Source organism: Sphingomonas sp. BE138 (assembly GCF_031456125.1).
Classification (GTDB): Bacteria; Pseudomonadota; Alphaproteobacteria; order Sphingomonadales; family Sphingomonadaceae; genus Sphingomonas.
Map to the genome: position 1 here is coordinate 34,276 of NZ_JAVDUC010000008.1, position 22,877 is coordinate 57,152.

A 22,877-nucleotide genomic window follows, 5' to 3' on the forward strand; every position below is an offset into this window, starting at 1 on the left:
CGCGCGCCCGGAAAATACCTGCCGGCAAGGCGGCAATTATACCGCGCGTTAACCACTCGAGTCGCATCACGGCATCACTGATTCGAGGGATTTCATCGCCATGCGTTCGATCATGCCGACAGCCACCGTGGAGCGCGCGCACCTGACGCTCGTGTCCTCGCTGCGCGCGCAGGGCTTTGCGGTGCAGGCCCCGGCCGCCCGGCCGCAGCCGAACGTCACCTATCTGGTCGCCGAGGGCGAGGCGGTGCCCGCCCCGGCCCGCACGCTGATCGTCGGCAACGCCGGGCGCGAGGTCATCCCGTTCCGCGACGGCCAGCCGGCGCGCATCGCCTACGGCCACGAGGATGCGACGGTCGGCAACGCCTTCGCCCGTGCGCTGGTCGGCGGACCGGAGCTGCCGACCGCCGCCGACCCCGAATCGCTCGCGCTGCTGGCGCTGGCCGAGCGCGTCGCGCAGGCCGACATCACCGTGCTGATCAACGGTCCGACCGGCACCGGCAAGGAAGTGCTGGCGCGCACGATTCACCTGAACTCGGCGCGCCGCGACGGCCCGTTCGTCGCGATCAACTGCGCCGCGCTGCCCGAGACGATGCTGGAGGCGATGCTGTTCGGGCACCAGAAGGGCGCGTTCACCGGCGCGTCGTCGGGCGGCGAGGGTTTCTTTCGCGCCGCCAACGGCGGCACCTTGCTGCTCGACGAGATCGCGGAGATGCCGCTCAACCTCCAGGCCAAGCTGCTGCGCGTGCTCCAGGAGCGCGAGGTGGTGCCGATCGGCGCGACCATGCCGCAGGCGGTCGACGTCCGGGTCGTCGCCTGCGCCAACCGCGACCTGCAGGCCGAAGTGGCCGCGGGCCGGTTCCGCGCCGACCTCTACTACCGCCTGTCGGTGTTCCCGCTGTCGACCCGCGCGCTGGCGGACCGGCCGCAGGACATTCCCGCGCTCGCCGCGACGATGATCCTGCGCCACGCCGGCAACCGTCCGACGGTGCCGTGGCCGAGCGACGAGGCGATCGCCGCGCTGGTCGCGCACGACTGGCCCGGCAACGTCCGCGAGCTGGAGAACGTCATCCAGCGTGCGCTCCTCTTCGCGAACGGCGACACGATCGAGGCGAGCCATATCGTGTTCGACCGCCCCACCGCCCCGCGCGGCGCGCCGGTCAGCGACGACGCGACGCTCGGGCAGGTCGTGCAGTTCAGCGAGTTCGCCGCGATCCGCGAGACGCTGGCGGCGTGCGGCGGCAGCCGGATCGAGACCGCCAGGCGGCTCGGCATTTCCGAGCGCACGCTGCGCTATCGCCTCGCCAAGGCGCGCGAGCAGGGTGACGACCTCGCCGCCGGCACCGGCCGGGCGCTGTCGGCATGAGCGGCATCGGAGGGGTCGGCGGCGTCGACCGGGTGATGGCGCTGCGCGCGCAGATCCTGGAACGCAACGCCGCGCTGAACCGCACCAGCGGCGCCGCGTCCGCGGCCCCGGCGCCGGTCACCGGCGGCGCGGGCAACGCCGCCAGCTTCGCCGACACGATGCAGTCGGCGATCGCCAAGGTGAACGACGGCCAGCAGAAGGCCTCGGCGCTGTCGGAGCAGTATGAACGCGGCGAGACGATCGACATCGCCAAGGTCATGCTCGCCCGCCAGGAAGCGTCGGTCGGCTTCGAGGCCACGCTTCAGGTCCGCAACAAAATCCTGTCCGCGTACAAGGACATCATGAGCATGCCGGTCTGATATGAGCAACGCTCTCACCCCGCAGAACCCCGTGCCGGTCACCCTGGTGCCGGAGAAGTTCGCCAACCCGCTGCGCCAGATCCAGGGCGTGATGGCGCAGCCGGCGGTGCGCCGCGCCGGGCCGATGGCGCTGATGGTCGGGCTGATCGGCGCGGCCGGGCTCGCCTGGTCGGCGCTGTCGACCCCGCCGCAGAAGACGCTGTTCGCCGGGCTGCCCGACGCGGACAAGGCCGCGGTCACCACCGCGCTGTCGGCCGCCAACATCCCCAGCCATATCGACGATTCGGCGGGCACGCTGACCGTCAACGAGGAGGATTATTCCAAGGCGCGGCTGCTGCTCGCCGGGCAGGGCCTGCCGAAAGCGGCGCCGGGCGGCTATGCGATCCTCGACGAACTGCCGATGGGCGTCAGCCGCGCGGTCGAGGGCGAGCGGTTGCGCCAGGCGCGCGAGACCGAACTGGCGCGCTCGATCCAGGAGATCGACGCGGTCGCTGAGGCGCGCGTCCATCTCGCGATGCCCGAGGCGAGCGTGTTCGTGCGCGACAATGCCGCGCCGTCCGCCTCCGTCGTCATCAAGTTGCAGGGGGGCCGCTCGCTCAGCGACGCGCAGGTGCGCTCGATCGTCAACCTCGTCGCCTCGTCGGTGCCGGGGCTGAAACCCGATGCGGTCACCGTCGTCGACCAGATGGGCGGCCTGCTCACCAAGTCGGGCGACGGATCCGACAGCGCCAACGACAAGCGCATCGAGTTCCAGCGCCGCGTCGAGGACAAGTATCGCCAGCAACTGCTCCAGCTGCTGACTCCGCTGGTCGGCGCGGGCAATTTCACCGCCGAGGTGCAGGCCGACGTCAACCTGGACGAGACCAGCGCGACCCGCGAAAGCTACGACAAGGAAGGCCGGCTGCGCGCCGAGACCGGCAACTGGACCGGCAACCTGGGCAATGCGCAGACGCCCGCGGGCATCCCCGGCGCGCTCAGCAACACGCCGCCGCCCGCCTCGCAGCTGTCGACGCCGCAGCCGGCGACCGGCAATCCGGGTACGCCCCAACCGGCGGCGGGCGCCCCCGCGCCCGATCCCGCCAAGCAGTCCGACGCGTTCCAGCGCGCCTACGACCTCAACAAGGAAGTCTCCGTCACGCGCGCCGCGCCCGGCAATATCAAGCGGCTGTCGGTCGCGGTGCTGCTGCGCGATCCCGACAAGGGCAAGCGCACCGCGATGGAGATCCAGCAGATCAACGATCTGGTGAAGAGCGCGGTCGGCTTCGACCAGGCGCGCAACGACAATGTGACGGTCATCAGCCGCAAGTTCGCCGACGCGACCGCCGACGCCGCGGCCGGACCGAAGTGGTACGACAATGCGCTGGTCCCGATGCTCGCGCGCAACCTGACCGCGGTGGTCATCGCGCTGCTGGTGCTGCTGCTGGGCGTGCGTCCGATCGCCAAGGCGCTGATGAAGAAGCGCGAGGATGCGACCCCGGCGAAGGACGCCGCCGCCCTCCCCGACGGCACGAAGGCGGACGGCGCCGATGCCATCGACGGCGAGGCCACGACCGGGCCGGACGGCAAGCCGCTCGAGCAGATCGCGGTGCAGGCGCCGGTCAGCCTCGACCAGATCGAGACCAGCCAGAGCTACGAGGAGCGGATCGACGCGGTGCGCGGCTTCACCCGCGACAACCCGGCGCGCGCCGCACTCGCCGTGCGTGACATGCTGGGCGCGGACGCCAAGCCGTGAGCGAGGCCGCTGCCCCCCGCACCTTCACCGGCGTCGAGCGCGCCGCGGTGCTGATGATGCTGTTCGGCGAGGAGGAAGCCGCCGCGATCCTGCAGAAGCTGGATCCGGAGGAGGTCCGCAAGCTGGGCAGCGCGATGTTCGCAGTCGCCGACGTCAGCGAGGAGGAAGTCGAGCTGGTGCTCGACGATTTCGTCGGCAAGGCGCGCGAGCGTACCGGCATCACCTTCAACCCCGGCCCGAAGGTCGAGGCGGTGATGACGCGCGCGCTGGGCCGCGACAAGGCCGAGAGCGTGCTGGCGCAGATCACGCCCGCCGAGGCGGTGTGCGAGATCGACCTGCTCGACTGGCTCGACGCCAAGGAGATCGCCGCGATGCTCGACAAGGAGCATCCGCAGATCTGCGCGATCATGATCGCCAACCTCGATCCCGCGGTCGGCAGCCAGGTGCTCGAACTGCTGCCCGAGATCGTGCAGCCCGACATCCTGCACCGCATCGCGCGGCTGGGGCCGATCACGCCGGACGCGGTCGAGACGCTGCGCACGCTGATCGCCACGCGCACCGGCGGCGGCAGCGGGACCGGCGGCGGCGCGTCCTCCACCGCGCTGCAACTGGGCGGCGCGCGCGAGGCGGCGAAGATCCTGCAGGGCGCGCGCAAGTCGACCGAACAGCGTGTCATGCCCAAGCTGCTCAAGATGGACCGCGACATCGCGCGGCAGATCGAGGAGGCGATGTTCGTCTTCGACAACCTGCTGGAACTGGACGACAAGGGGCTGGGCACGCTCATCCGCAACATCGACGGCGACACGCTGGCGCGCGCGCTCAAGGGCGTCGACGAGGCGGCGCGCAACCGCATGCTCGGCTGCATGTCCGCACGCGCGGCGGCGGGCATCCGCGACGACATGGAGGCGCGCGGACCGATGAAGCTGAGCGAGGTGCTCGAGGCGCAGAAGGCGATCATCCAGATCGCGCGCAATTTGGCCAAGGACGGCACGATCAACCTGGGGGCAGGCGACGACGATTATGTCTGACGCGGAATTCGTCATCGGCATGCCGTCGCGCGCCGACGCGGCGGCGCTCTCGCGCACGCGCCAACGCTCCGACATCGCGCCCGGCTTCACCCCGGCGGACCTGATCGCGCGCATCGAACAGGCGTTCGGCGCGCGGCCCCCCGCGCCCGAGCCGGAGCCGCCGGTCCACGCCGCGGCCGACCCGACCGGCGACCAGCCGCGCCATTTCTCCCCCGCCGACGCGGAGGCGAACCCGACCGAGGGCTGGGACATGCTCGACGCCGATGCGCCGATCCCGGCGTGCGTCGAGCAGATCGAGGCGGCACGGATCGCAGGCTATCACGAGGGGCTGGCCGACGCCGCGCTCGCCGCCGATGCGGTGGTGTCGCGCGAGCGCGAACTGCTCGAATCCGTCGCCGCCGCGATGAAGGTCGGCGGCGCGATCGACCGCGTCGCGCTCGCCGAGGCGCTGCGCCGCACCGTCACGATGCTGGTCACGCAGCTGGTCGGCGAGATCGGCGTCTCCGCTCCCCTGCTCGCCGCGCGCGTCGAGGCCGCGACCGAGCTGCTCGCCGATGCCAGCGAATCGGCGATGCTGCGCGTGAACCCCGAGGATTTGCCGCTGCTCGAAGGCCGCGTCCCCGGCACCGTCTTCCCGGTCGGCGACGAGGCGGTCGCGCGCGGCAGCTTCGTGATGGAAGCCGCCTCGACGATCGTCGAGGATGGCCCGGCGATGTGGCTCGACCAGCTGGCGACCGCGATCGAGCGTGCGGCGGTGCCCGCGTGCTGACGCAATTCGCGGCGGATTATCTCGGCACGCTGGCGATGGCGGGCGCGCGGCCGAAGGCGCGCGTGTCGGGCCGGCTGTCCTCCTACGACGGCCTGCTGATGGAAGCGGTCGGGCTGTCGCTGCCGGTCGGCACCGTGTGCCGGATCGGCGCGGACGGATCGCAGCAGGTCGAGGCGGAGGTGATCGGCTTCCGCAACGGCCGCACGCTGATGATGAACCTCGGCGGCCCGGCCGCCTTGCTCCCCAACGCCCCCGTCCGCCCGCTCGGCCCCCCGGGCGAGGCGGAGGTCGGCGCGGCGATGCTGGGGCGCGTCGTCGACGGCGCGGGCAACCCGATCGACGGCCTCGGGCCGATCCGCGGCGCGGGGCGCTGGCCGCTCGCCGGCCATATGCAGTCGCCGCTCGACCGCGGGCGCGTGCTGGCGCCCATGGACGTGGGCGTCCGCGCGATCAACGGACTGCTCACCGTCGGCCAGGGCCAGCGCGTCGGGATCATGGCCGGCTCCGGCGTCGGCAAGTCGGTGCTGCTCGGCATGATGGTGCGCGCCGCGCAGGCCGATGTCGTCGTCATCGGGCTGATCGGCGAGCGCAGCCGCGAGGTCGCCGACTTCCTGGAGACCAAGGTCGCGGGTGCGGCGCGCCAGCGCTCGGTCGTGGTCGCGGTGCCCGCCAACCACTCGCCGGTGCTGCGCATCCGCGGCGCGCTGCGCGCCACCGCCATCGCCGAGGCGTTCCGCGCCGAGGGCAAGAGCGTGCTGCTCATCATCGATTCGCTCACCCGCGTCGCGCACGCCGGGCGCGAGATCGGGCTGGCGCTGGGCGAGCCGGCGTCGGCGCGCGGCTATCCGCCGTCCGCGATCGCGATGCTCCCCAACCTGCTGGAGCGCGCCGGGTCGGACGTGAACACCGGCGGGTCGATCACCGGCATCTATACCGTGCTGGCGGACGGCGACGACGGCAACGATCCGGTCGTCGATTCAGCGCGCTCGATCCTCGACGGCCATATCGTGCTCAGCCGCGCGATGGCCGAGCGTGCGGTGTACCCGGCGATCGACATCTCCAAGTCGATCAGCCGCGTGATGAACGACATCGTCCCGCGCGAGCATCAGCAGGCCGCCCGCATCCTTCGCCGGCACCTGGCGACCTATGAGGAGAACCGCGACCTCGTGCTGATGGGCGCCTATCGCAGCGGCAGCGACCCGGCCATCGACGCCGCGATCGCCTATCAGCCCGCGATCATGGAATTCGTGCGCCAGGACACGCACCAGATGGTGTCGCTCGCCGATGCCGAGATGGAGCTGACCGGCGTCTTCGGCGATGCCTGATGCCAAGCGGCTCAAACGCCTGCACCGGGTCCGCACGCTCCAATTGGGGCTGGCGCGCGCCGACGAGGCCCGCACGCAGGCGCAGCTGACCCGCGAGACGCAACTGGCGCAGCGCATCGCGCAACTGGCGGGCGCCGTCGCCCCCGCGCCCGCGAGCTTCGCCGGCGCGGTGAATCTCGCCGCCGCCGCGCATTTCCGCGACCGGCTGCACCGCTCGGCGGAAGCGGCGCAGAACCGCGTCCGCATGGCCGAGGCGCAGGTCGCGCGCAGCGCCGAGGCGACCCGCGGCGCCCGCCGCGACCAGAGCGCGGTCGAGAAACTGATCGATCGCCAGCACGCCGCCGACCTGCGCGCCGAGATGAAGGCGCTCGAAGATGCGCCCGCGCGCCCCAAGCGGTGAGGCCGGGGGCGGTAGCGCCTCCCGCTAGGATCTCGTCGGTACGCCTGACGTCGCTCCGGCGCGTCGCGGCTCCTGCCTGCCCGACGTCAGGCGATCCCGGCCTGCGTGGCAACGACCTCTGACCCGACACGATCGACCGCGCGAGAATGACCCCAATTGAGCGCGTTACGATCACCTCCGCGACCCGACACGCGCCTGCTTCTACCCGCCGTCCGAAAACGGCACGCGGCTTGCAGGTACGTTCGTTGACCTCGTTCACGAAAGCGGCCTCACCTTGACCACGATCGCAAGCCTCCTGTTGACGACGGCGCCGGGCGCGATGCTGCCGGGCGCGGCACCCGCGGCGCCGGGCGCGGGCGGTGCAGTGGGCGACTTCCTGAAGCTGGTCATGCCCGGCTGCGGCAACGGCATCGCCGCCGGCCCGACCGGCGAGCGTGCGCGGCAGGATCTTGCCGCCACCGGCACCGGCTTGCCGCTGGCCGATACCGCGGCACCGACCGGCGAGGCGGCGCTCGCCTGGCTCGCCGACGCGACCGGCGTCACGGTTCCGCCCGCGCCGGTTGCCCCTGCTCCGGTCGCTTCTGCTCCGGTCGCTTCTGCCCCTGTCGCGCCCGCCGCGGCAGGCCTTGCCGCGGCCGCGCCCGCCGCTGTGGCCGGTCACGCATCCGCGCCGGCACCCGTCGATACACCCGCGACATCCCCCGCTCCTCTACCCGCGGCGCCGTTGCCGGTCGGCGGGGTCACCGGCGAAATGGCGCAGGTCGCTCCGATGCCGGCGGGCCCCACGTCCGGCGCGCCGCTGTCCAAGGACGCCTCGCAGCCCGGCACCGTCCGCTCCGCCCCGCCGCACCTGCGCATCGTCCAGTCGGACGTGCCGGTGCAGCTGCCGCTCGGCGACGCGACTCCCGAGATCGAAACCCCCGCCCCGACGGACGACGACGGGCACGACGCCAAGCCCACGCCGGCGGCACCCGACCTGCCGGTGTCGCCGGCAACGGTCGCGACGGATTCCGCCACGGCAACGACGCAGCCGGAGCCGCAACCGCGATCCGATCCCCAGGCGCAGGCCCACTCCCCCTCGCCGTCGCCGTCGCCGTCGCCGTTGCCGTTGCCGTTGCCGTTGCCATCGCCTGCCCTCCATGCCCCCGCGCCGCTCACGGCCGCCCGCTCCGCTGCCGCCTCGGCATCGCCCGCGGTCGGCACCGTTGCGTCCGGCCCGGCGCCGTCGACCGGTACGCTCGCTCCGGACGCGGGCGCCGTCGTTGCTCCCGACGCGGCGGAGCGTTCCGACGCGGTAGCGACGCCCGCACGCCCTGCCGCCGCGCCGGCGGCGGTCTCGCCGCCGCAACCCGCCCCGCTGCCGACGACCCAGGCCGTCCCCGCACCGGCGGATGCGTCGCCCGCCGATCCGAGCCCGGTCGCAGCCCGCGCCGCCGAAGCGCCGCGCGACACCGCATCGCCGCAAGCCGCGACACCGTTCCCCGACTCGGCCGATCGTCGCACCGCGCGCGCCACCGGACCGGCGCTCCCGCCGGCCGGACAACCCCTTGGCGCCGCCCCCGCGGCGATGGCGGTGCCGACACCCGACGCACCGGCGGTTCCGAGCGATCCGCGGACCGTGCCGAGCACCCGTCCCCGCGATCCGGTACCGGCGTCGGACCGTCCGCTGACGCTGTCGACCGACGCGGCCGCTGCGCTCGTCGCGCCTTCCGCAACCGCCGACCTCGCGGCGCCGCATCCGCCCGGGGCGGCGCCCGTTGCCGCCGCACCGCCCGCCGCGGCTCCTGCCGCCGCGGCCCCCGCCACCACGACCGCGCCCCTCCCCGCCGCCACGGCGAGCGCCGACGCCGCGCCAGCCGCTTCGGTGGCCGCGGCACCGCTCGCCGGCACGCAGGCCGCTCCCGCCGCGCCGCTCCCGCGGTCGACCCGCATGGCCGACCGGCAGCCCGCCGCAACCCCGGCCGGCGCGGGAACAGCGTCGATCACGATGCGCCCCGCAACCGCGACCCCGATCGCAACCGCGGCGTCGCCGGCGGTCGCCGCCGCGCCCGCATCGGACACCCGCGCTCCTATTTCGGGCGCGGTCGCGGCACCCGCGCTCCCCGAAGCCGCGCCGGTGATCGCCAGTGCGGCCCCCGCGCGCGTCGATGCGCCGCTGGCTGCCCCGGTCGCGGTGCCAGCGGACACCGGGGCGTCGCGTGACGCCCCCCGCCCGGTCGCAGCGCCCGCTCCGGTCGTCGCCGAACCGCCCGCCCCGGTGGCCGGCCCGGTCATCGCCAGCGCCGCGCGCACCTTCGCCGAGGCGATCCACCGTGCGGTCACCGCCGACGACCGCGCGCGTCCCGCCGACGCCGCCGCGCCGCTCGGCGCACCGCAGGCGACCGCCGCCGTCACCGCTGCCGCGGTCACCGCGACCGGGCAGGCGCAGCAGCAGACGCTCGACATGCGCCAGCCGCACTGGCCGTCCGCGATGATCCAGCACATCGAAAAGCTGCGCGACATGGCCGACGCCAACGACATGCGCATCCGCGTCGTTCCCGACGCGCTGGGCGCGATCGACGTCGCGCTTCGCCGCGAGGGCGACACCGTGCAGGTGCAGCTGACCGCCGAGCAGCCGCAGACCCGCGCGATGCTCGCCGATGCGCAGCCGCGACTGATCGAAATGGCCGAAGCGCGCGGGCTGAAGCTCCAGCACGGCCAGCCCGGCACCGGCACCGGCACGCCGCACGGCGACCGCCAGCCGCCCCAGCAGCAGCGCGCCGCACCGCTTCCCGCAGCTCCCGTGTCGGCGCGCCGCGCCGAGGCGGCGGACGCCGACGACACCGACCAGCGAATCGCTTGATTGAGGAACCGACAAGATGAGTGATGCTCCGGCCGCCGAGGCGGCGCCCAAGAAGAAGGGCAAGATGAAGATGATCGTGATCGGCGTCGTGGGCGCCGTCGTCCTGCTGGGCGGCGGCGTCGGCGCCGGCCTGTATGCCGCCGGATCGGGCGGCGGCGGGGCCGAAAAGGCCGCGGCGCACGAGGATCCGGACAAGCCCAAGCTGGTCCCCAAGAGCGAACAGAAGCACGCCGGCGAGGGTGCCGAGGGCGAGGGTGGCGAAGGCGGCCATGGCGGCGGCGAGGCGAAGGCCGAGGGCGAGGGCGAAGGCGAAGGCGGCGGCGAAGCGCACGGTGCGCCGACCCCCGAGGGCCACGGCGGCGAGCCCTATGCCTCGAACTATTTCGCGATGGAGAAGGAGTTCACCTCCAACCTCCAGGATTCGGTGCATTTCATCCAGATCGGGCTGGCCGTGTCGACGCCGTACGACGACAAGGTCATCACGAACCTGAAGACCAACGACATCGCGATTCGCTCGGCGATCCTGCTGACGCTGGGCGACACGCCCGAGGATCAGGTGTTCACCAGCGCCGGCAAGGTGCAGCTCCAGAAACGGCTCGTCGCGACAATCAACCAGGTTCTGCGCGAAAAGGAGGGCTTCGGAGGCATCAGTAACGTCTACTTTACCAATTTCGTGGTTCAGTGAACGTAGATGGTTAACGCACCCGCCTTCCCCGACTCCGGATTCGATGCCGGTACGCCGATCGGCGCCGCCGCCGCATTGGGCGGGGGGGCAGGCGCATCGGCCAAGCTGCATCCGTTCGGCGACCTCCACACGCTCCAGCACCTGTCGGCGCGCGCCGCGCGCGGCGTGCGGCAGGTGTTCGAGGGCTATTGGCGTGCCGAGACGCGCGCCTGGGCCGAGCCGCTCGAGGTGCTGCGGCTGGCCGATTACCGCGCGGCGCGCGGCGACAAGCTGACCGCCTGGGTCCCGCTGTCGATGGACGGGCGCCCGGCGCTGTGCGTGCTCGACAGCCAGTTCGTGGTCGAGGTGATCGACCTGTTCTTCGGCGGCACCGGCGACTGTTCGCCCGTGCTCGCGCTGGAGTTCACCCCCGCGTGCGACGTGATCGTCGCGCGGATCGCCAAGGCGCTGGCCCGCGCGCTGGAGACCGCATGGGAGCCGCTGGCACGCGCACGCTTCGCCGCCGAGCCGTTCGAGCTGGGCGGGAGCATGATCCCCGGCGTCGAGGCCGACGAGGTGGTGATCGCCACCCGCTTCGCGATCGCGCGCGGCGCCGCCAAGCCGGCGTTCGTCGACATCCTCTACCCGGTCGCGACGCTGAAGCCGCACACGGTCGCCTTGACGGGCAAGGTCGTGGCGAAGCCGAACGAGGTCGATGCCGAATGGCGCACGCAGCTGACGCGTGCGGCGATGGGCGTGCGCTTCCCGGTGCGCTCGGTCCTGGCCGAGCCGACGATCACGCTGTCGAAGCTGATGGACCTGAAGGAAGGCGACGTCATCCCGATCAGCTTCGGTGCCGACGTGCCGATCGTGATCGGCGGCGTCGCACTGGGCCTGGGCACCGTCGGCACCTCCAACGGCCGCGCGGCCATCCGCATCTCCAAGTTCGAAGGACCCCTGCAATGAACGACATGACCGGCGGCTTTGCGATCGACGCCGCGGTGGCCGCCAACCTGCGGCTGCTGCAAGGCGTGGACGTGAAGCTCACCGTCGAGATCGGCTCGACCACCCTGTCGCTACGCGAACTGCTGGCGCTGGGCGAATCGAGCGTGATCGAACTGGACCGGCAGGCGGGCGAGCTGCTCGACGTGCTGGTCAACGGCACGCTGATCGGGCGCGGCGAGATCGTGACCGTCGGCGAGCGCTACGGCGTGAAGATGACCGAGCTGGTCTCGCCCGAGAAGCGCGGCTGACGGACGGGAACCAGGCGCGATGATGTGGACCTATATCCTGAAGCTGGTCGTCATGCTCCCGCTGGTCTGCGGGCTGATGATCGGGTGCCTGTACCTGTGGCGCCGTCTTGAATCGCGGATGCCGGGCAAGCCGGCGGCGCGCGGGATCGCGGTGCGCGAGACGATGATGATCTCGCCGGGCGTCAAGCTGGCGGTGGTCGACTTCGAGGGGCGGCGCCTGCTCGTCTCGGTCAATCGTGCCGGGGTCACGCTGGTCGACAAGTCCGACGTGCGCGTGCCGGTGGAGCCTGCCTCGTGAGCGCCGCGCTGGTACGCGCCGCCGCGCCGATCCGGCCCCGCGCGCGCGCCGCGGGCAAGAGGTCGCACCTGATCCTCGCGCTGCTCGCGATCCTGGTCGCGTTGTGCGTCTCGATGCCGGCGCTGGCGCAGAACTTCCCCGCAGCCCAGCAGCCCGCGGTGCAGGGCGCACCCGCCGCACCCGCGCCGGGCGTCGGCGACGCGGTCGACCGTGCGCTCGGCCAGCTGTCGCGCGGCGATGCCGGGGCGCAGGGCAACAACGGCTCGCTGTCGCTGTCCTTGCAGGTCCTCATCATCATGGGGCTGCTCACGGTGCTGCCGGGCATCGTGCTGATGATGACCAGCTTCACGCGCATCATCATCGTGCTGTCGATCCTGCGCCAGGCGATGGGGCTGCAACAGACGCCGCCCAACCAGGTGCTGATCGGGCTGTCGCTGTTCCTCAGCTTCTTCATCATGGCGCCCGCGATCAACCAGATCAACACGACCGCGATCCAGCCCTATTCCGAAGGGCGTATCGGGGGCACCGCGCTGATCCAGACCGCCGCCGCGCCGCTCCACGCCTTCATGGCCAAGCAGACGCGCGTGAAGGACGTGACGATGTTCGCGGAAATGGCGAAGTCGGGTCCGTATGCGACGCCCAAGGACATCCCGTATTCGGTGCTGCTGCCGGCGTTCGTCACCTCCGAACTGAAGACCGCGTTCCAGATCGGCTTCCTGCTGTTCCTGCCGTTCATCGTCATCGACCTGGTGGTGGCGACGGTGCTGATGGCGCTGGGCATGGCGATGCTGAGCCCGACGATCATCTCGCTGCCGTTCAAGCTGCTGCTGTTCGTGCTGGTCGACGGTTGGGCGCTGACGATGGGCAGTCTGGCCAATTCGTTCGCGACGTAACCGCTTCCCACCACCGTCATTCCCGCGGAGGCGGGGGATCCAGAACCTCCGACGTCCCGATACACACGAAAACCTGCGCGTCTGGATTCCCGCCTTCGCGGGAATGACGGCAACAGAAGTGACCGCTCATGCAACCGCTCGTCGACGCCGATTACTTCCTGACCGTCGCCAACCAGACCATGTGGGTGCTGGCGCTGGCCGCCGCGCCGATCCTGATCCCGGCGCTGCTGTCGGGGCTGATCCTCGGCATGGTGCAGGCCGCCACCTCGATCAACGAGCAGACGCTGAGCTTCGTGCCCAAGCTGATCGTGGTGGCGGTGTCGATCATGGTCTTCGGTGCGATGATCCTGGGGTTGCTCAGCGATTTCACGACCGAGATCTTCGCGCGCATCCCGGATCTGGTGCGCTGATGCGCAGCGCGAGCGCGGCCACGTCCGCGCTTCCTGCGCCAGCACGGCCGGCCCCGGCTTCGCCGGGGTTCGACGACGCGGCTTCGCCGCGTCGGGTGCAGAAGGTAGCGGCGCCGCGGCAAAGCCGCGTCGTCGGACGGGCGCCTCGCGCCCGCCGGCCGCGCTTGGCCCTGTGGCGCGCGGCACGCGCGCTCTCGGGCGCTGCGCGATGCTAGGCTTTGGCCTCAGCATCGAGCCGCAGCTCTGGGCGCTGATCTTCGTGATGATCCGCGTCGGGGCGGCGTTCATCGCGGCGCCGGTGTTCGGCAACGTCTCGGTCCCGCTGCCGGTGCGGATCACGCTGTCCGGCGCGGTCGGCGTGCTGGTGCTCGGCACGACCAATATCCAGCCGCCCGCGACGATCTTCGCCCTCGCCACCTTCGTCGCGGTCGCCGCCGAGGCGTTGGTCGGCCTCGCGATCGGGTTCATCGTCCAGATCGCCTTCGCCGCGCCGTTGATCGCGGGCGAGATCATCGGCGGGTCGATGGGGATCGGTTTCGCCAACATGATCGACCCCAATTCGGGTCGCTCCAGCCCCGCGATCGGCCAGTTCCTCTCGATCCTGCTGACGCTCCTCTTCCTCTCGCTGGACGGGCACCTCGTCCTCGTCGACATCGTGGTGAAGAGCTATGCCGCGCTGCCGCCCGGTGCGGCGTGGATGACCGCGGGGCAGCTGCGCGACATCGCCCTGTTCGGCGGCTACGCCTTCCTCGCCGGGCTGCTGCTGGCGCTGCCGGTCGGGTTTCTGCTGCTGTGCCTCAACCTCGTGATGGGGATGGTGTCGCGCTCGGCGCCGTCGCTCAACCTGTTCTCGATTGGGCTGCCCGCCAGCCTGGCGGTCGGCGTCGTCAGCCTGGCGATCGCGCTGCCCGCGATGGGCGATTACATGCAGGTGATCGTCCGTGAGGGCCTCGCCGCCGCGCGCAGCCTGGTGCTCGGCTGATGTCGGAGGGAGGCGACAAGACAGAAGCCCCGACCCAGAAGCGTCGCGACGACGCCAAGGAAAAGGGCGACGTCCTCAAGAGCCGCGATCTCGCGACCGCGTTCGTCGTGCTGGCGGGCATCACGTGGATGATGTTCTTCGGTCCCGCACTGCTCGCCGCGTGCCGCGAGGTGATGGCGGCCAGCTTCAGCTTCGGGCGCGCCGACGTCGAGGATTTCCAGCCGTGGCGCCCGCTGATCCAGGCCGGGTGGAAGCTGGCCGCGCCGCTCGGCACGCTCTTTGCGATCACGATCGCCGCCGCGGTCGCCAGCCAGGCCGGGCTCGGCTCGCTCAGCTTCAACGGCAAGCTGCTGGCGCCCAAGGCATCGCGGATCAATCCCGGGTCGGGCATCAAGCGCATCGTCGGGATGCAGGGCTGGATCGAGCTGGGCAAGTCGCTGATGAAGGTCACGTTGCTCGGCGCGATCGGCGCGTGGATGCTGTGGCAGACCGCGCATTTCAGCTTCGGGCTCGCCTCCTCCAACCTGCCCGTCGCGCTTGCCGGGCTGGGATCGACGCTGACGCACGTCCTGCTCGTCATGGCGATGGGTCTGGTCGCGATCGGCATGATCGACGTGCCGACGCAGATCATGCAGCTGCTGAAGAAGCTGCGCATGACCAAGCAGGAAGTGAAGGACGAGCACAAGGAGAGCGAGGGCAACCCCGAGATGAAGGGGCATCTGCGCATGAAGCAGCGGGAGATGCTCCAGGGCGGGATGCACAAGGCGCTCGACCAGGCGCACGTCGTGCTGACCAACCCGACGCACTTCGCGGTCGCCCTGCGCTACGACCGCGGGCGCGACGAGGTGCCGGTGGTGGTGGCCAAGGGGCGCGGTGCGCTGGCGCTCGCGATCCGGCAGGCGGCGAAGGACCGCGCGCTGCCGGTGCTCGAATATCCGGCGCTCGCGCGTGCGGTCTATTACACCAGCCGCGAGGGGCAGGAGGTGCGCGACGACCTCTATCTCGCGATCGCCACCGTGCTCGCCTTCGTCTTCGGCCTCAATGCGCAGGCCGGGGGGACGCAGCCGGCGATCGAGGTGCCGGATACCGCACGCTTCGACGAAAATGGCGTCCGTCAGCAGTAAAGAATCGCACGAGCCGGCCGTTTAGGAGAGCATCATGGCGACGATCACCAGCAGCACCAGCAGCACCGCGACGACGACCACCAAGTCGTCGACGACGACGTCGGCCACCGCCACCAAGGGTGCGGCGTCGGTCAACAAGTCGACCGCGAACGCGATCCTGACCTCGCTCGGCTCAGGCTCGGGGGTCGATACCGACACGCTGGTCGGCCAGCTGGTCGACGCGCAGTTCGCCGCCAAGCGCGCGCAGATCACCGCCAAGACCGAGAAGCTGACCGCGCAGATCTCCGACGCCGCGACGCTCAAGAGCTTCGTCAGCGACTTCGCCAAGGCGGTCGACACGCTGGTGACCGGCGGCACGCTCGCCACGCAGCCCAACGTCAGCAACGCGCAGGTCGCGGGCGCCACCGCGATCTCGGGCGCGCCGATGTCGGCCAGCGCCTCGGCGACCGTGAAGGTCGACCGGCTCGCCACCGTGCAGACCGTGACCAGCGGCAAGCTGGCGAAAACGGACGCGTTCGGCACCGGCACGCTGACGCTGAAGATCGGCACCGCGACCTATGACGCGGGCGGCAAGATGACCGATCTGGCGGTCGGCAAGGCGGGCGACGGCAGCGACCTGTCGTTCGACATCGCGATCGCCCCGCCCAACGACACGCCCGCCGCGATCGCCGCGGCGATCAATGCCAAGAACACCGGGGTCACCGCCTCGGTCATCACCGACGCCGATGGCGGCGCGTTCCTGGCGCTGAAGGGGCAGACCGGCACCGCGCAGGCGTTTTCGCTGACCGGCAGCGGCGGCACGCTCGATACGCTGAGCATCGGCAAGGACGCGACCGCAACCTCGAAGATGGCGGTCGTCGGCCAGTCCGGCAACGCCAAGCTGTCGGTCGACGGCGTCACGGTGGAACGGTCGAGCAACGAGATCAGCGACCTGGTGCCGGGCGTGAAACTGACGCTGGCGGGCACCGGCACGACGACGCTGACCGGCACGCGTCCCGACGCAGCGCTGACCAACGCGGTCAAGGATTTCGTCGAGACGTTCAACCAGCTGCTGACCGAGGTCCGCAAGCAGACCAACGCGGTCGACGGCAGCCTGCGCGCCGACCCGGCCGCCAAGCAATTGCTGCGCAACCTTCAGGGGTTCGCCAGCAAGACGCTGCTCCCCGACGCAGCGGTCGGCACGCCGTCGACGCTGGCCGGGATCGGAATCCGCACCAACAAGACCGACGGGTCGATGGAGATCGACGACGCGGCGCTGACCAAGGCGATGAAGGACACGCCCGACGCGATCCAGGCGATGTTCACGCCCAACAGCTTCGGCGCGACCGGGATCAACGCCGCGATGCAGTCGCTGAAACTGTCGTCGGGCAGTTCGCTCTACGGCCTGGGCGCCACCGACCTGAAGCTGCGCAAGGCGCAGGACGAGCTGACCAAGGAAAGCGCAAAGGTCGACGATCAGGCGACGCGCTTCCAGACGCGGCTGACGCAGCAATATGCCAGCATGAACTCGCGCGTGTCCGCCTACAAGCAGACGCAGTCGTTCATGAAGCAGCAGATCGACGGCTGGTACAAGTCGAACTGAGCGGGGAAGACGACAGATCATGGCCTATGCTTCCTCCCTGCTGCGCGACCCGGCGCGCACGTACCGCGAGATCGATCTCGCCGGGCGCACCGCCGCGGCGGACGGCCCGGCGCTGGTCCAGCTGCTCTACGAGGAGCTGACGCAGGCGTTGCGCGTCGCCGCCTGGGCGGCCGACCACAAGCAGTTCGCCACCCGCAGCGAGCGCGTGACCCGCGCCACTGCGATCCTCTTCGCGCTGGAGGCGAACCTCGATTTCGAGAAGGGCGGCGACGTGTCGCGCGCGCTGGCGCGCTTCTACGGCGGGTGCCGGCGGCAGGTGATCGAGGCGAGCATCGGGACCGACGGCGCGCCGTTCCGCGCGGTCGCCGCCGAGCTGGAGGAGATCGCCGGCGCCTGGCGGCAGGCGCGCGCGGCGTAACTCCTGCCGCTCCGTAACGGCCGTCATCCGATCACCGTCGTTCCCGCGCGCGCGGGAATGCCGGAGCGGGGTCGGGCCAGTCAGCCCCGGAACCAGTGGCGCTGGACGAACCAGATGACGATTCCCGCCGCGATCAGCGCGCAGGCACCGGCGATCGCGTCAAACGCCCATGGCTCCTCGGCATAGGGCAACCCTTTGACGTTCATGCCGTACAGCCCGGTCAGGAAGGTCAGCGGCAGGAAGACCATCGCGACCATCGCGATGACCAGGCTGCGCTGGTCGAGCTGTTCGGCGCGCAGGTCGGTCAGTGCCTCATGCATCAGCGCGGCGCGCTCGCGGATCGCCTCCACTTCCTCGGCCATGCGCGCGGCACGGTCGGCGGCGGCGGAGAGGTGGGCGCGGTCGTCCTCGGCGAGCCAGTCGCCCGGCAGGGTCGCCAGCCGTTCCAGTGCGGCGCGCTGCGGGCTCAGGAACCGACGGTAATTGATGGCCTCGGTGCGCATCTGCGTGACGTTTCGACGCAGTTCGAACACGCGATGTGGGCTTAATTTCTGTTCGCAGTCGTCCAGCCCGTCGCCCAGGTCGGCGACGACCGGATCGAGGTCTTCGGTGATCGCGGTGGCGACGGCCGAGATGAGGTCGCCGGGATCGCGCAGCTCGCCATGCGTCATCTGCTCCTCGACGCGCGGCAGCACCACCAGCCGCTTGCGCGACACGGTGATGACGCGGCCCTTGGTCGCCCACATGCGGATCGAGGCGAGCACGTCCGACGCATCGAGCGGCTCGTCGCTGCGCCCGCGCAGGTTGACGAACGCGCCCTGCCCGATCTTGTCGGCGCGCGGGCGGGTCTCGGCGGCGGTCAGCTGGTCGACGGTGAAGGCGTCCAGCCCGACCCGGTCGCGCAGCCACGCCTGCGCCTGTTGCGCGTTGGTGGCCAGGTGCACCCAGACGAAGGCGGCGTCGCCGGTCAGCGCCTCCTCGGGCGTGACGCGCTGCGCCTGTCCCTCCGCGGTCACGCGCCATCCGAAACCGCTCATCGCCGCATCCCGATATCCACGGTCAGTCCCTCGCCAGCCGCGGGCGGTGCGTCGCAGCGCTCACGCTGCGCATCGGCGCGGGCGCGGTCGAGGATCGCGAGCGGCACGTCGGCGCGGTGCGTCACGCGGTCGGCGGCGGCGAGCCAGCGCGCCTGTCGGAGCGTGAGGTCGTCCGGATCGCCGGAGGCGAGTTCGAGCCGCACCACGCCGCCTGGCGCCTGCCCGGCCAGCACCGCCGCCGCCGCGTCGCGGCCGTCGTAATCGCCGAGCGGGTCGAGCGCGGCACCGGGCGCCAGCGCCGCACCGATCGCGCGCCGCCGCGCGCCGCCATCGGGCAGCGCCGCGCGCAACCGCGCCCGCGCGCCGTGCAGCGCCTCGGCCAGCCGCCCGAGCGAGGCGGGGAGCACCGCCTCCAGCCGCTGCCGGACCGCCGCCGCCAGCCCGGCGGACACGCCGCCGGTGCCGATCGCGACCAGCACCGGCATCCGGTCGACGATCGCCGGCAGCGTGAAGTCGCACAATTCGGGACGGTCGACCGCGTTGACCAGCACGCCGCGTGCCTTCAGCCGCGCGACCGCCGCATCGTCATCGGCGACGATCGCGAGGCGTGCGTGCGGGTCGTCCTCGCCGACGACCAGCGCGCCGGCGCGTTCGAGCAGCCGGCGCTTGGGCTCCGCGGCCTCGCCGTCGCCGACGAGGATGACCGGGCGGCCGTCCAGGCGGACGAAGAGCGGGAGGCTGTGGAGGGTCATCGTCATGCCCCCGCTGTCACGCTTGCCAAGGCCGATGGACGACGGCGGGCGGCGCACGAGATGCGGAACCGCCCGCCGACCGGGCCCCGGCCTTCGCCGGGGTGGCGGGAGGGGGTGGAAGTGACGGGCCGACCTACAGCCACTCGGGCACGCGCTCCGCGGCGAGGATCGTCTCGGCGGCGATGCGATCGGCGACCACCGCATATCGGTCGCCGTCGACCAGCACCTCGGGCACCAGCGCACGGCTGTTGTAGGTCGAGGCCATCGTCGCGCCGTACGCACCGGCGGTGCGCAGCACGGCGAGGTCGCCGCCCTGCACCGCGTCCATCTCGCGCGCCATCGCGAAGGTGTCGCCGGTCTCGCACACCGGCCCGGCGACGTTCGCGGTCATCCGCTTGCCGCTCGGGATCACCGCATCGACATCATGCCACGCGTCGTACAGCGCCGGGCGCGCGAGGTCGTTCATCGCGGCGTCGACGATCACATACGGGTGGACGACCCCCGGCTTCACCCAGATCACGCGCGTCAGCAGCACGCCGGCATTGCCCGAGATCACGCGGCCGGGCTCGAACATCAACTGGACGCCCCAGCCCTTCGTGACGCGTTCGACCATCGCGCCATATTCCGCCGGGGTGCGCGGATCGTCGCCGGCCTTGTAGCGGACGCCCAACCCGCCGCCGAGATCGACGCGCGCCACCTGGTGGCCGGCGGCGCGCAGTTCGTCGACCAGCGCCTTCACGCGCCGGTACGCCGCCTCCAGCGGAGCGAGGTCGAACAGCTGGCTGCCGATATGGATCGCGACGCCCTGCATCGACAGGCCGGGGAGCGCGGACAGGCGCGCGTACATCGCCGGCGCCTGATCGATGGGAACGCCGAACTTGTTCTCCTTGCGCCCGGTCGAGATCTTGGCGTGGGTGCCGGCATCGACGTCGGGGTTGACGCGCAGCACCGCGCGCGCGGTCAGCCCGCGTTCGTGCGCGAGTTGCGCGAGGACGACGCCCTCTTCCTCCAGCTCGAGGTTGAACTGGCCGATCCCGGCCTCCAGCCCGCGCAGCAGCTCCGCACGCGTCTTGCCGACGCCCGAGAAGACGATCCCGTCGGCCGGGATGCCCGCCGCGAGCGCGCGCGCCATCTCGCCGCCCGAGACGACGTCGGCGCCATAGCCCTCGGCGGCGACGACGCGCAGCACCGCGACATTGGGGTTGGCCTTGATCGCATAGGCGAGGTGCACGTCGGGCACGCCCGACAACGCGTCGCGAAAGGCGCGCGCCTGGGCACGGAAGGCGGCCGCCGAATAGACGTAGACGGGGGTGCCGACCTCATCGGCGATGCGGGTCAGCGGCACCCCCTCGCACCAGAGGGCACCGTCGCGGTAGTGAAAATGGTCCATGGTCGGTCGTCCGGAAATCAGCGTGGGGGAAGGTCGAAGGGATCGGGCTCACGTTTCTGCGAGCTTCTCAACACTTCGCCCGTGCGCTGCGGACGCGCCTGGACCGAGGGGGTGAGCAGGTCGGCGACGACCGGCTGCTGCGGCGCGCCGTACGGCGTCACCGGCAGGGACTGTCCGGCGGCGGGCTTGAGCGCCTGCGTCGAGCCGCACCCCGCCAGCGGGAGCGCGGCGACCGCCAGCATGGGGATCAGCAGCGCCTTCATGCGCGTGCGGCCCGAATCGCGGCGCGGACGTTATCCGGCGCGGTGCCGCCGAAGCTCCGGCGGCTGGCGACCGAGGCATCGACCGACAGCACGCCGTAGACCGCTTGCGTGATCCGCGCGTCGATCGCCTGCAGATCGGCGAGCGGCACCTTGTCGAGCGTGCAGCCCAGCGCCTCCGCCCGCGCGACCGCGCGGCCGGTGATGTGGTGCGCCTCGCGGAACGGCACGTCGGCCTCGCGCACCAGCCAGTCGGCGAGATCGGTCGCGGTCGCGAAGCCGCTTTCAGCGAGCGCACGCATCCGGTCGGTACGGAAGGTCGCGCTTTCGATCATGCCGGTCATCGCCGCGATCGAGATCGCGAGCAGGTCGTGACATTCGAAGACCGGCGGCTTGTCGTCCTGCATGTCCTTCGAATAGGCGAGCGGCAGGCCCTTCATCGTCACCATCAGGCTGACGAGACAGCCCGAGATGCGGCCCGCATGGCCGCGCACCAGCTCGGCGGCGTCGGGGTTGCGCTTCTGCGGCATGATCGAGCTGCCGGTCGACCATTGGTCGCTCAAGGAGACGAAACCGAACGGCTGCGACGCCCACAGCACGAACTCCTCGGCCAGGCGGCTGAGGTGGAGCGAGCATTGCGCGGCGGCCATCAGGTAATCGAGCGCGAAGTCGCGGTCGCTGACCGAATCGAGGCTGTTGCGGGTCGGCCCGTCGAACCCGAGCGCCGCGGCCGTCGCGTGGCGATCGACCGGAAAGCCGGTGCCCGCCAGTGCCGCCGCGCCCAGCGGGCACAGGTTGCCGCGCGCGCGATTGTCGCGGAAGCGGCTGACGTCGCGGGACACCATCTCGTGATAGGCCATCAGGTGATGGCCGAGCGTCACGGGCTGCGCGGATTGCAGGTGGGTGAAGCCGGGCATCACGCTGTCGGCATGTTCCTCGGCGCGCGTCAGCAAGGCGGCGTCGAGCGCATCCAGCGCCGCCAGCACCTGGTCGGTGGCGTCGCGCACCCACAGGCGGAAGTCGGTCGCGACCTGGTCGTTGCGGCTGCGCGCGGTGTGGAGGCGACCGGCGGCGGGGCCGATCGCGGCCGACAGCCGTGCCTCGGTCAGCATATGGATGTCTTCCATCGCCAGATCGTCGGGGACGCCGGCGTCGGCATAATCCTCGGCGACCTGATCCAGACCGGCGCGGATCGCGGCGGCGTCGTCGGCGGAGACGATGCCCTGTTCGCCCAGCATCGTCACGTGCGCGCGGCTGCCGGCGATATCCTGTTTCCACATGCGCTTGTCGAAGGGGATCGACGCGTTTATCTCGCGCATCACCGCAGCCGGGCCTTCGGCGAAGCGCCCGCCCCACATCTGGTTGGAACCGCTCATGGCATCCCGCGTCGCGATCGTCTGTCTCCTCGGTACCGCGCTGGTGATCGCCGCGTGCGATAGGGCCTCGCCCGGCAACGAGCAAGCCAACGGGCAAGCGGGGGCGCAGGCCGAGGTTGCGGCGAGCAGCGACGAAGTGCCGGCGACGAACGCGCCGAAAGCCGACAAGATCGACCGCAGCCACAAGGGCGAGACCGCGCCCGACGTTTCCTTCACCCCCGCCGCGGGCGGCGCGGCGACGACGCTGGCGGCATTCAAGGGCAAGCCGGTGCTGGTCAACCTGTGGGCGACCTGGTGCGCGCCGTGCGTGAAGGAGATGCCGACGCTGGAGGCGGCCGCCGCGACGCTGGGCGACAAGGTGCCGGTGCTGGCGATCAGCCAGGACATGGAGCCGGCGAAGGCGACCGCGTTCCTGGCGGCGCGTACGTTCACGCATCTGCGCCCGTACCTCGATCCCAAGCTGGGGCTGAGCACCGGATACGGCGCGAACCTGCCGACGACGATCCTGTACGGCGCGGACGGCAAGGAGATCTGGCGCGTGACCGGCGACATGGACTGGACAGGGGCGGAAGCGAAGACGCTGCTGGCGGAGGCGGCGTAGCGCCGCCATCTCGGCAGGC

General features: G+C 71.5%; 24 protein-coding genes. 19 read left to right on the top strand and 5 right to left on the bottom strand.

The window, feature by feature from the left end:
- The first annotated feature begins 100 nt into the window (after positions 1 to 100).
- The 18 genes from J2Y58_RS11605 to J2Y58_RS11690 all read left to right on the top strand — a co-directional run bounded on the left by J2Y58_RS11605 (position 101) and on the right by J2Y58_RS11690 (position 17,442).
- Complete coding sequence (locus J2Y58_RS11605) at positions 101 to 1,363, top strand: sigma 54-interacting transcriptional regulator (protein ID WP_310103190.1); 1,263 nt, start codon at positions 101 to 103, stop codon at positions 1,361 to 1,363.
- Positions 1,360 to 1,722 carry a flagellar hook-basal body complex protein FliE gene (gene fliE / locus J2Y58_RS11610; RefSeq protein ID WP_310103192.1) on the top strand — a complete coding sequence of 121 codons (363 nt, stop codon included), beginning with the start codon at positions 1,360 to 1,362 and terminating at the stop codon, positions 1,720 to 1,722. The genes J2Y58_RS11605 and fliE overlap by 4 nt, the downstream gene beginning before the upstream one ends.
- A gap of 1 nt (position 1,723) precedes the next feature.
- Positions 1,724 to 3,454: a flagellar basal-body MS-ring/collar protein FliF gene (gene fliF / locus J2Y58_RS11615; protein WP_310103195.1), complete on the top strand. Its 1,731-nt coding sequence runs from the start codon at positions 1,724 to 1,726 to the stop codon at positions 3,452 to 3,454.
- Complete coding sequence (gene fliG / locus J2Y58_RS11620; protein WP_310103198.1) at positions 3,451 to 4,482, top strand: flagellar motor switch protein FliG; 1,032 nt, start codon at positions 3,451 to 3,453, stop codon at positions 4,480 to 4,482. The genes fliF and fliG overlap by 4 nt, the downstream gene beginning before the upstream one ends.
- Complete coding sequence (locus J2Y58_RS11625; protein WP_310103201.1) at positions 4,475 to 5,251, top strand: flagellar biosynthesis protein FliH; 777 nt, start codon at positions 4,475 to 4,477, stop codon at positions 5,249 to 5,251. Before fliG ends, J2Y58_RS11625 begins: the two co-directional genes overlap by 8 nt.
- 35 nt (positions 5,252 to 5,286) lie before the next feature.
- The gene (locus J2Y58_RS11630) at positions 5,287 to 6,576 is read left to right on the top strand and encodes a FliI/YscN family ATPase (protein WP_405053099.1); all 1,290 of its coding nucleotides are present in this window, start codon (positions 5,287 to 5,289) and stop codon (positions 6,574 to 6,576) included.
- Positions 6,569 to 6,976, top strand: coding sequence for a hypothetical protein (locus tag J2Y58_RS11635; protein WP_310103206.1), 408 nt, complete (start codon positions 6,569 to 6,571; stop codon positions 6,974 to 6,976). Before J2Y58_RS11630 ends, J2Y58_RS11635 begins: the two co-directional genes overlap by 8 nt.
- A gap of 274 nt (positions 6,977 to 7,250) precedes the next feature.
- Entirely contained in the window at positions 7,251 to 9,818 is a 2,568-nt protein-coding gene (locus tag J2Y58_RS11640; protein WP_310103209.1) for a flagellar hook-length control protein FliK, read from the top strand.
- A 16-nt stretch (positions 9,819 to 9,834) separates the two neighbouring features.
- Positions 9,835 to 10,503 (top strand): flagellar basal body-associated FliL family protein, encoded by a 669-nt coding sequence (gene fliL, locus J2Y58_RS11645; protein ID WP_310103212.1) that lies wholly within the window; start codon positions 9,835 to 9,837, stop codon positions 10,501 to 10,503.
- 6 nt (positions 10,504 to 10,509) lie between these two features.
- A complete protein-coding gene (locus tag J2Y58_RS11650; protein WP_310103214.1) occupies positions 10,510 to 11,448 on the top strand; it encodes a flagellar motor switch protein FliM in 939 nt (312 codons plus the stop codon).
- Positions 11,445 to 11,735, top strand: coding sequence for a flagellar motor switch protein FliN (gene fliN / locus J2Y58_RS11655; RefSeq protein ID WP_028967502.1), 291 nt, complete (start codon positions 11,445 to 11,447; stop codon positions 11,733 to 11,735). Before J2Y58_RS11650 ends, fliN begins: the two co-directional genes overlap by 4 nt.
- Positions 11,736 to 11,754: 19 nt before the next feature.
- The gene (locus J2Y58_RS11660; RefSeq protein ID WP_310103219.1) at positions 11,755 to 12,033 is read left to right on the top strand and encodes a flagellar biosynthetic protein FliO; all 279 of its coding nucleotides are present in this window, start codon (positions 11,755 to 11,757) and stop codon (positions 12,031 to 12,033) included.
- Positions 12,030 to 12,926 (top strand): flagellar type III secretion system pore protein FliP, encoded by an 897-nt coding sequence (gene fliP / locus J2Y58_RS11665; RefSeq protein WP_405053095.1) that lies wholly within the window; start codon positions 12,030 to 12,032, stop codon positions 12,924 to 12,926. Before J2Y58_RS11660 ends, fliP begins: the two co-directional genes overlap by 4 nt.
- Before the next feature lie 128 nt (positions 12,927 to 13,054).
- Positions 13,055 to 13,336: a flagellar biosynthesis protein FliQ gene (fliQ, locus tag J2Y58_RS11670; protein WP_183945550.1), complete on the top strand. Its 282-nt coding sequence runs from the start codon at positions 13,055 to 13,057 to the stop codon at positions 13,334 to 13,336.
- A gap of 208 nt (positions 13,337 to 13,544) precedes the next feature.
- The gene (fliR, locus tag J2Y58_RS11675) at positions 13,545 to 14,318 is read left to right on the top strand and encodes a flagellar biosynthetic protein FliR (protein ID WP_310103223.1); all 774 of its coding nucleotides are present in this window, start codon (positions 13,545 to 13,547) and stop codon (positions 14,316 to 14,318) included.
- Positions 14,318 to 15,442, top strand: coding sequence for a flagellar type III secretion system protein FlhB (locus J2Y58_RS11680; protein ID WP_310103226.1), 1,125 nt, complete (start codon positions 14,318 to 14,320; stop codon positions 15,440 to 15,442). Before fliR ends, J2Y58_RS11680 begins: the two co-directional genes overlap by 1 nt.
- A gap of 34 nt (positions 15,443 to 15,476) precedes the next feature.
- On the top strand, positions 15,477 to 17,024 hold the full coding sequence (gene fliD / locus J2Y58_RS11685; protein WP_310103230.1) for a flagellar filament capping protein FliD: 1,548 nt from the start codon (positions 15,477 to 15,479) through the stop codon (positions 17,022 to 17,024).
- 19 nt (positions 17,025 to 17,043) lie between these two features.
- The gene (locus J2Y58_RS11690; protein WP_310103232.1) at positions 17,044 to 17,442 is read left to right on the top strand and encodes a flagellar protein FliS; all 399 of its coding nucleotides are present in this window, start codon (positions 17,044 to 17,046) and stop codon (positions 17,440 to 17,442) included.
- Positions 17,443 to 17,522: 80 nt separating this feature from the next.
- Here the strand turns inward: J2Y58_RS11690 and J2Y58_RS11695 are convergent, their stop codons facing one another.
- The 5 genes from J2Y58_RS11695 to argH all read right to left on the bottom strand — a co-directional run bounded on the left by J2Y58_RS11695 (position 17,523) and on the right by argH (position 22,239).
- Positions 17,523 to 18,479: a zinc transporter ZntB gene (locus tag J2Y58_RS11695; protein ID WP_310103235.1), complete on the bottom strand. Its 957-nt coding sequence runs from the start codon at positions 18,477 to 18,479 to the stop codon at positions 17,523 to 17,525.
- A complete protein-coding gene (locus tag J2Y58_RS11700; protein ID WP_310103512.1) occupies positions 18,476 to 19,231 on the bottom strand; it encodes an NAD(P)-dependent oxidoreductase in 756 nt (251 codons plus the stop codon). The genes J2Y58_RS11695 and J2Y58_RS11700 overlap by 4 nt, the downstream gene beginning before the upstream one ends.
- A gap of 133 nt (positions 19,232 to 19,364) precedes the next feature.
- Positions 19,365 to 20,621: a diaminopimelate decarboxylase gene (gene lysA / locus J2Y58_RS11705; protein ID WP_310103238.1), complete on the bottom strand. Its 1,257-nt coding sequence runs from the start codon at positions 20,619 to 20,621 to the stop codon at positions 19,365 to 19,367.
- Between the two features lie 17 nt (positions 20,622 to 20,638).
- Complete coding sequence (locus J2Y58_RS11710; protein ID WP_310103241.1) at positions 20,639 to 20,884, bottom strand: hypothetical protein; 246 nt, start codon at positions 20,882 to 20,884, stop codon at positions 20,639 to 20,641.
- Positions 20,881 to 22,239 carry an argininosuccinate lyase gene (gene argH, locus J2Y58_RS11715; protein ID WP_310103513.1) on the bottom strand — a complete coding sequence of 453 codons (1,359 nt, stop codon included), beginning with the start codon at positions 22,237 to 22,239 and terminating at the stop codon, positions 20,881 to 20,883. The genes J2Y58_RS11710 and argH overlap by 4 nt, the downstream gene beginning before the upstream one ends.
- A gap of 16 nt (positions 22,240 to 22,255) precedes the next feature.
- On the opposite strand from argH, the gene J2Y58_RS11720 reads away from it, so the two are divergent.
- Entirely contained in the window at positions 22,256 to 22,858 is a 603-nt protein-coding gene (locus J2Y58_RS11720; RefSeq protein WP_310103244.1) for a TlpA disulfide reductase family protein, read from the top strand.
- Positions 22,859 to 22,877: the final 19 nt, after the last annotated feature.

Coding starts and splice junctions, on each gene's coding strand:
- J2Y58_RS11710 (WP_310103241.1), bottom strand. CDS start 20,884: ATGAAGGCGCTGCTGATCCCCATGCTGGCGGTCGCCGCGCTCCCGCTG.
- fliQ (WP_183945550.1), top strand. CDS start 13,055: ATGCAACCGCTCGTCGACGCCGATTACTTCCTGACCGTCGCCAACCAG.
- J2Y58_RS11695 (WP_310103235.1), bottom strand. CDS start 18,479: ATGAGCGGTTTCGGATGGCGCGTGACCGCGGAGGGACAGGCGCAGCGC.
- J2Y58_RS11700 (WP_310103512.1), bottom strand. CDS start 19,231: ATGACCCTCCACAGCCTCCCGCTCTTCGTCCGCCTGGACGGCCGCCCG.
- J2Y58_RS11630 (WP_405053099.1), top strand. CDS start 5,287: ATGGCGGGCGCGCGGCCGAAGGCGCGCGTGTCGGGCCGGCTGTCCTCC.
- fliF (WP_310103195.1), top strand. CDS start 1,724: ATGAGCAACGCTCTCACCCCGCAGAACCCCGTGCCGGTCACCCTGGTG.
- fliL (WP_310103212.1), top strand. CDS start 9,835: ATGAGTGATGCTCCGGCCGCCGAGGCGGCGCCCAAGAAGAAGGGCAAG.
- fliR (WP_310103223.1), top strand. CDS start 13,545: ATGCTAGGCTTTGGCCTCAGCATCGAGCCGCAGCTCTGGGCGCTGATC.
- lysA (WP_310103238.1), bottom strand. CDS start 20,621: ATGGACCATTTTCACTACCGCGACGGTGCCCTCTGGTGCGAGGGGGTG.
- argH (WP_310103513.1), bottom strand. CDS start 22,239: ATGTGGGGCGGGCGCTTCGCCGAAGGCCCGGCTGCGGTGATGCGCGAG.
- fliN (WP_028967502.1), top strand. CDS start 11,445: ATGAACGACATGACCGGCGGCTTTGCGATCGACGCCGCGGTGGCCGCC.
- J2Y58_RS11635 (WP_310103206.1), top strand. CDS start 6,569: ATGCCTGATGCCAAGCGGCTCAAACGCCTGCACCGGGTCCGCACGCTC.
- fliE (WP_310103192.1), top strand. CDS start 1,360: ATGAGCGGCATCGGAGGGGTCGGCGGCGTCGACCGGGTGATGGCGCTG.
- J2Y58_RS11660 (WP_310103219.1), top strand. CDS start 11,755: ATGATGTGGACCTATATCCTGAAGCTGGTCGTCATGCTCCCGCTGGTC.
- J2Y58_RS11625 (WP_310103201.1), top strand. CDS start 4,475: ATGTCTGACGCGGAATTCGTCATCGGCATGCCGTCGCGCGCCGACGCG.
- J2Y58_RS11650 (WP_310103214.1), top strand. CDS start 10,510: ATGGTTAACGCACCCGCCTTCCCCGACTCCGGATTCGATGCCGGTACG.
- J2Y58_RS11680 (WP_310103226.1), top strand. CDS start 14,318: ATGTCGGAGGGAGGCGACAAGACAGAAGCCCCGACCCAGAAGCGTCGC.
- J2Y58_RS11720 (WP_310103244.1), top strand. CDS start 22,256: ATGGCATCCCGCGTCGCGATCGTCTGTCTCCTCGGTACCGCGCTGGTG.
- J2Y58_RS11690 (WP_310103232.1), top strand. CDS start 17,044: ATGGCCTATGCTTCCTCCCTGCTGCGCGACCCGGCGCGCACGTACCGC.
- fliD (WP_310103230.1), top strand. CDS start 15,477: ATGGCGACGATCACCAGCAGCACCAGCAGCACCGCGACGACGACCACC.
- J2Y58_RS11605 (WP_310103190.1), top strand. CDS start 101: ATGCGTTCGATCATGCCGACAGCCACCGTGGAGCGCGCGCACCTGACG.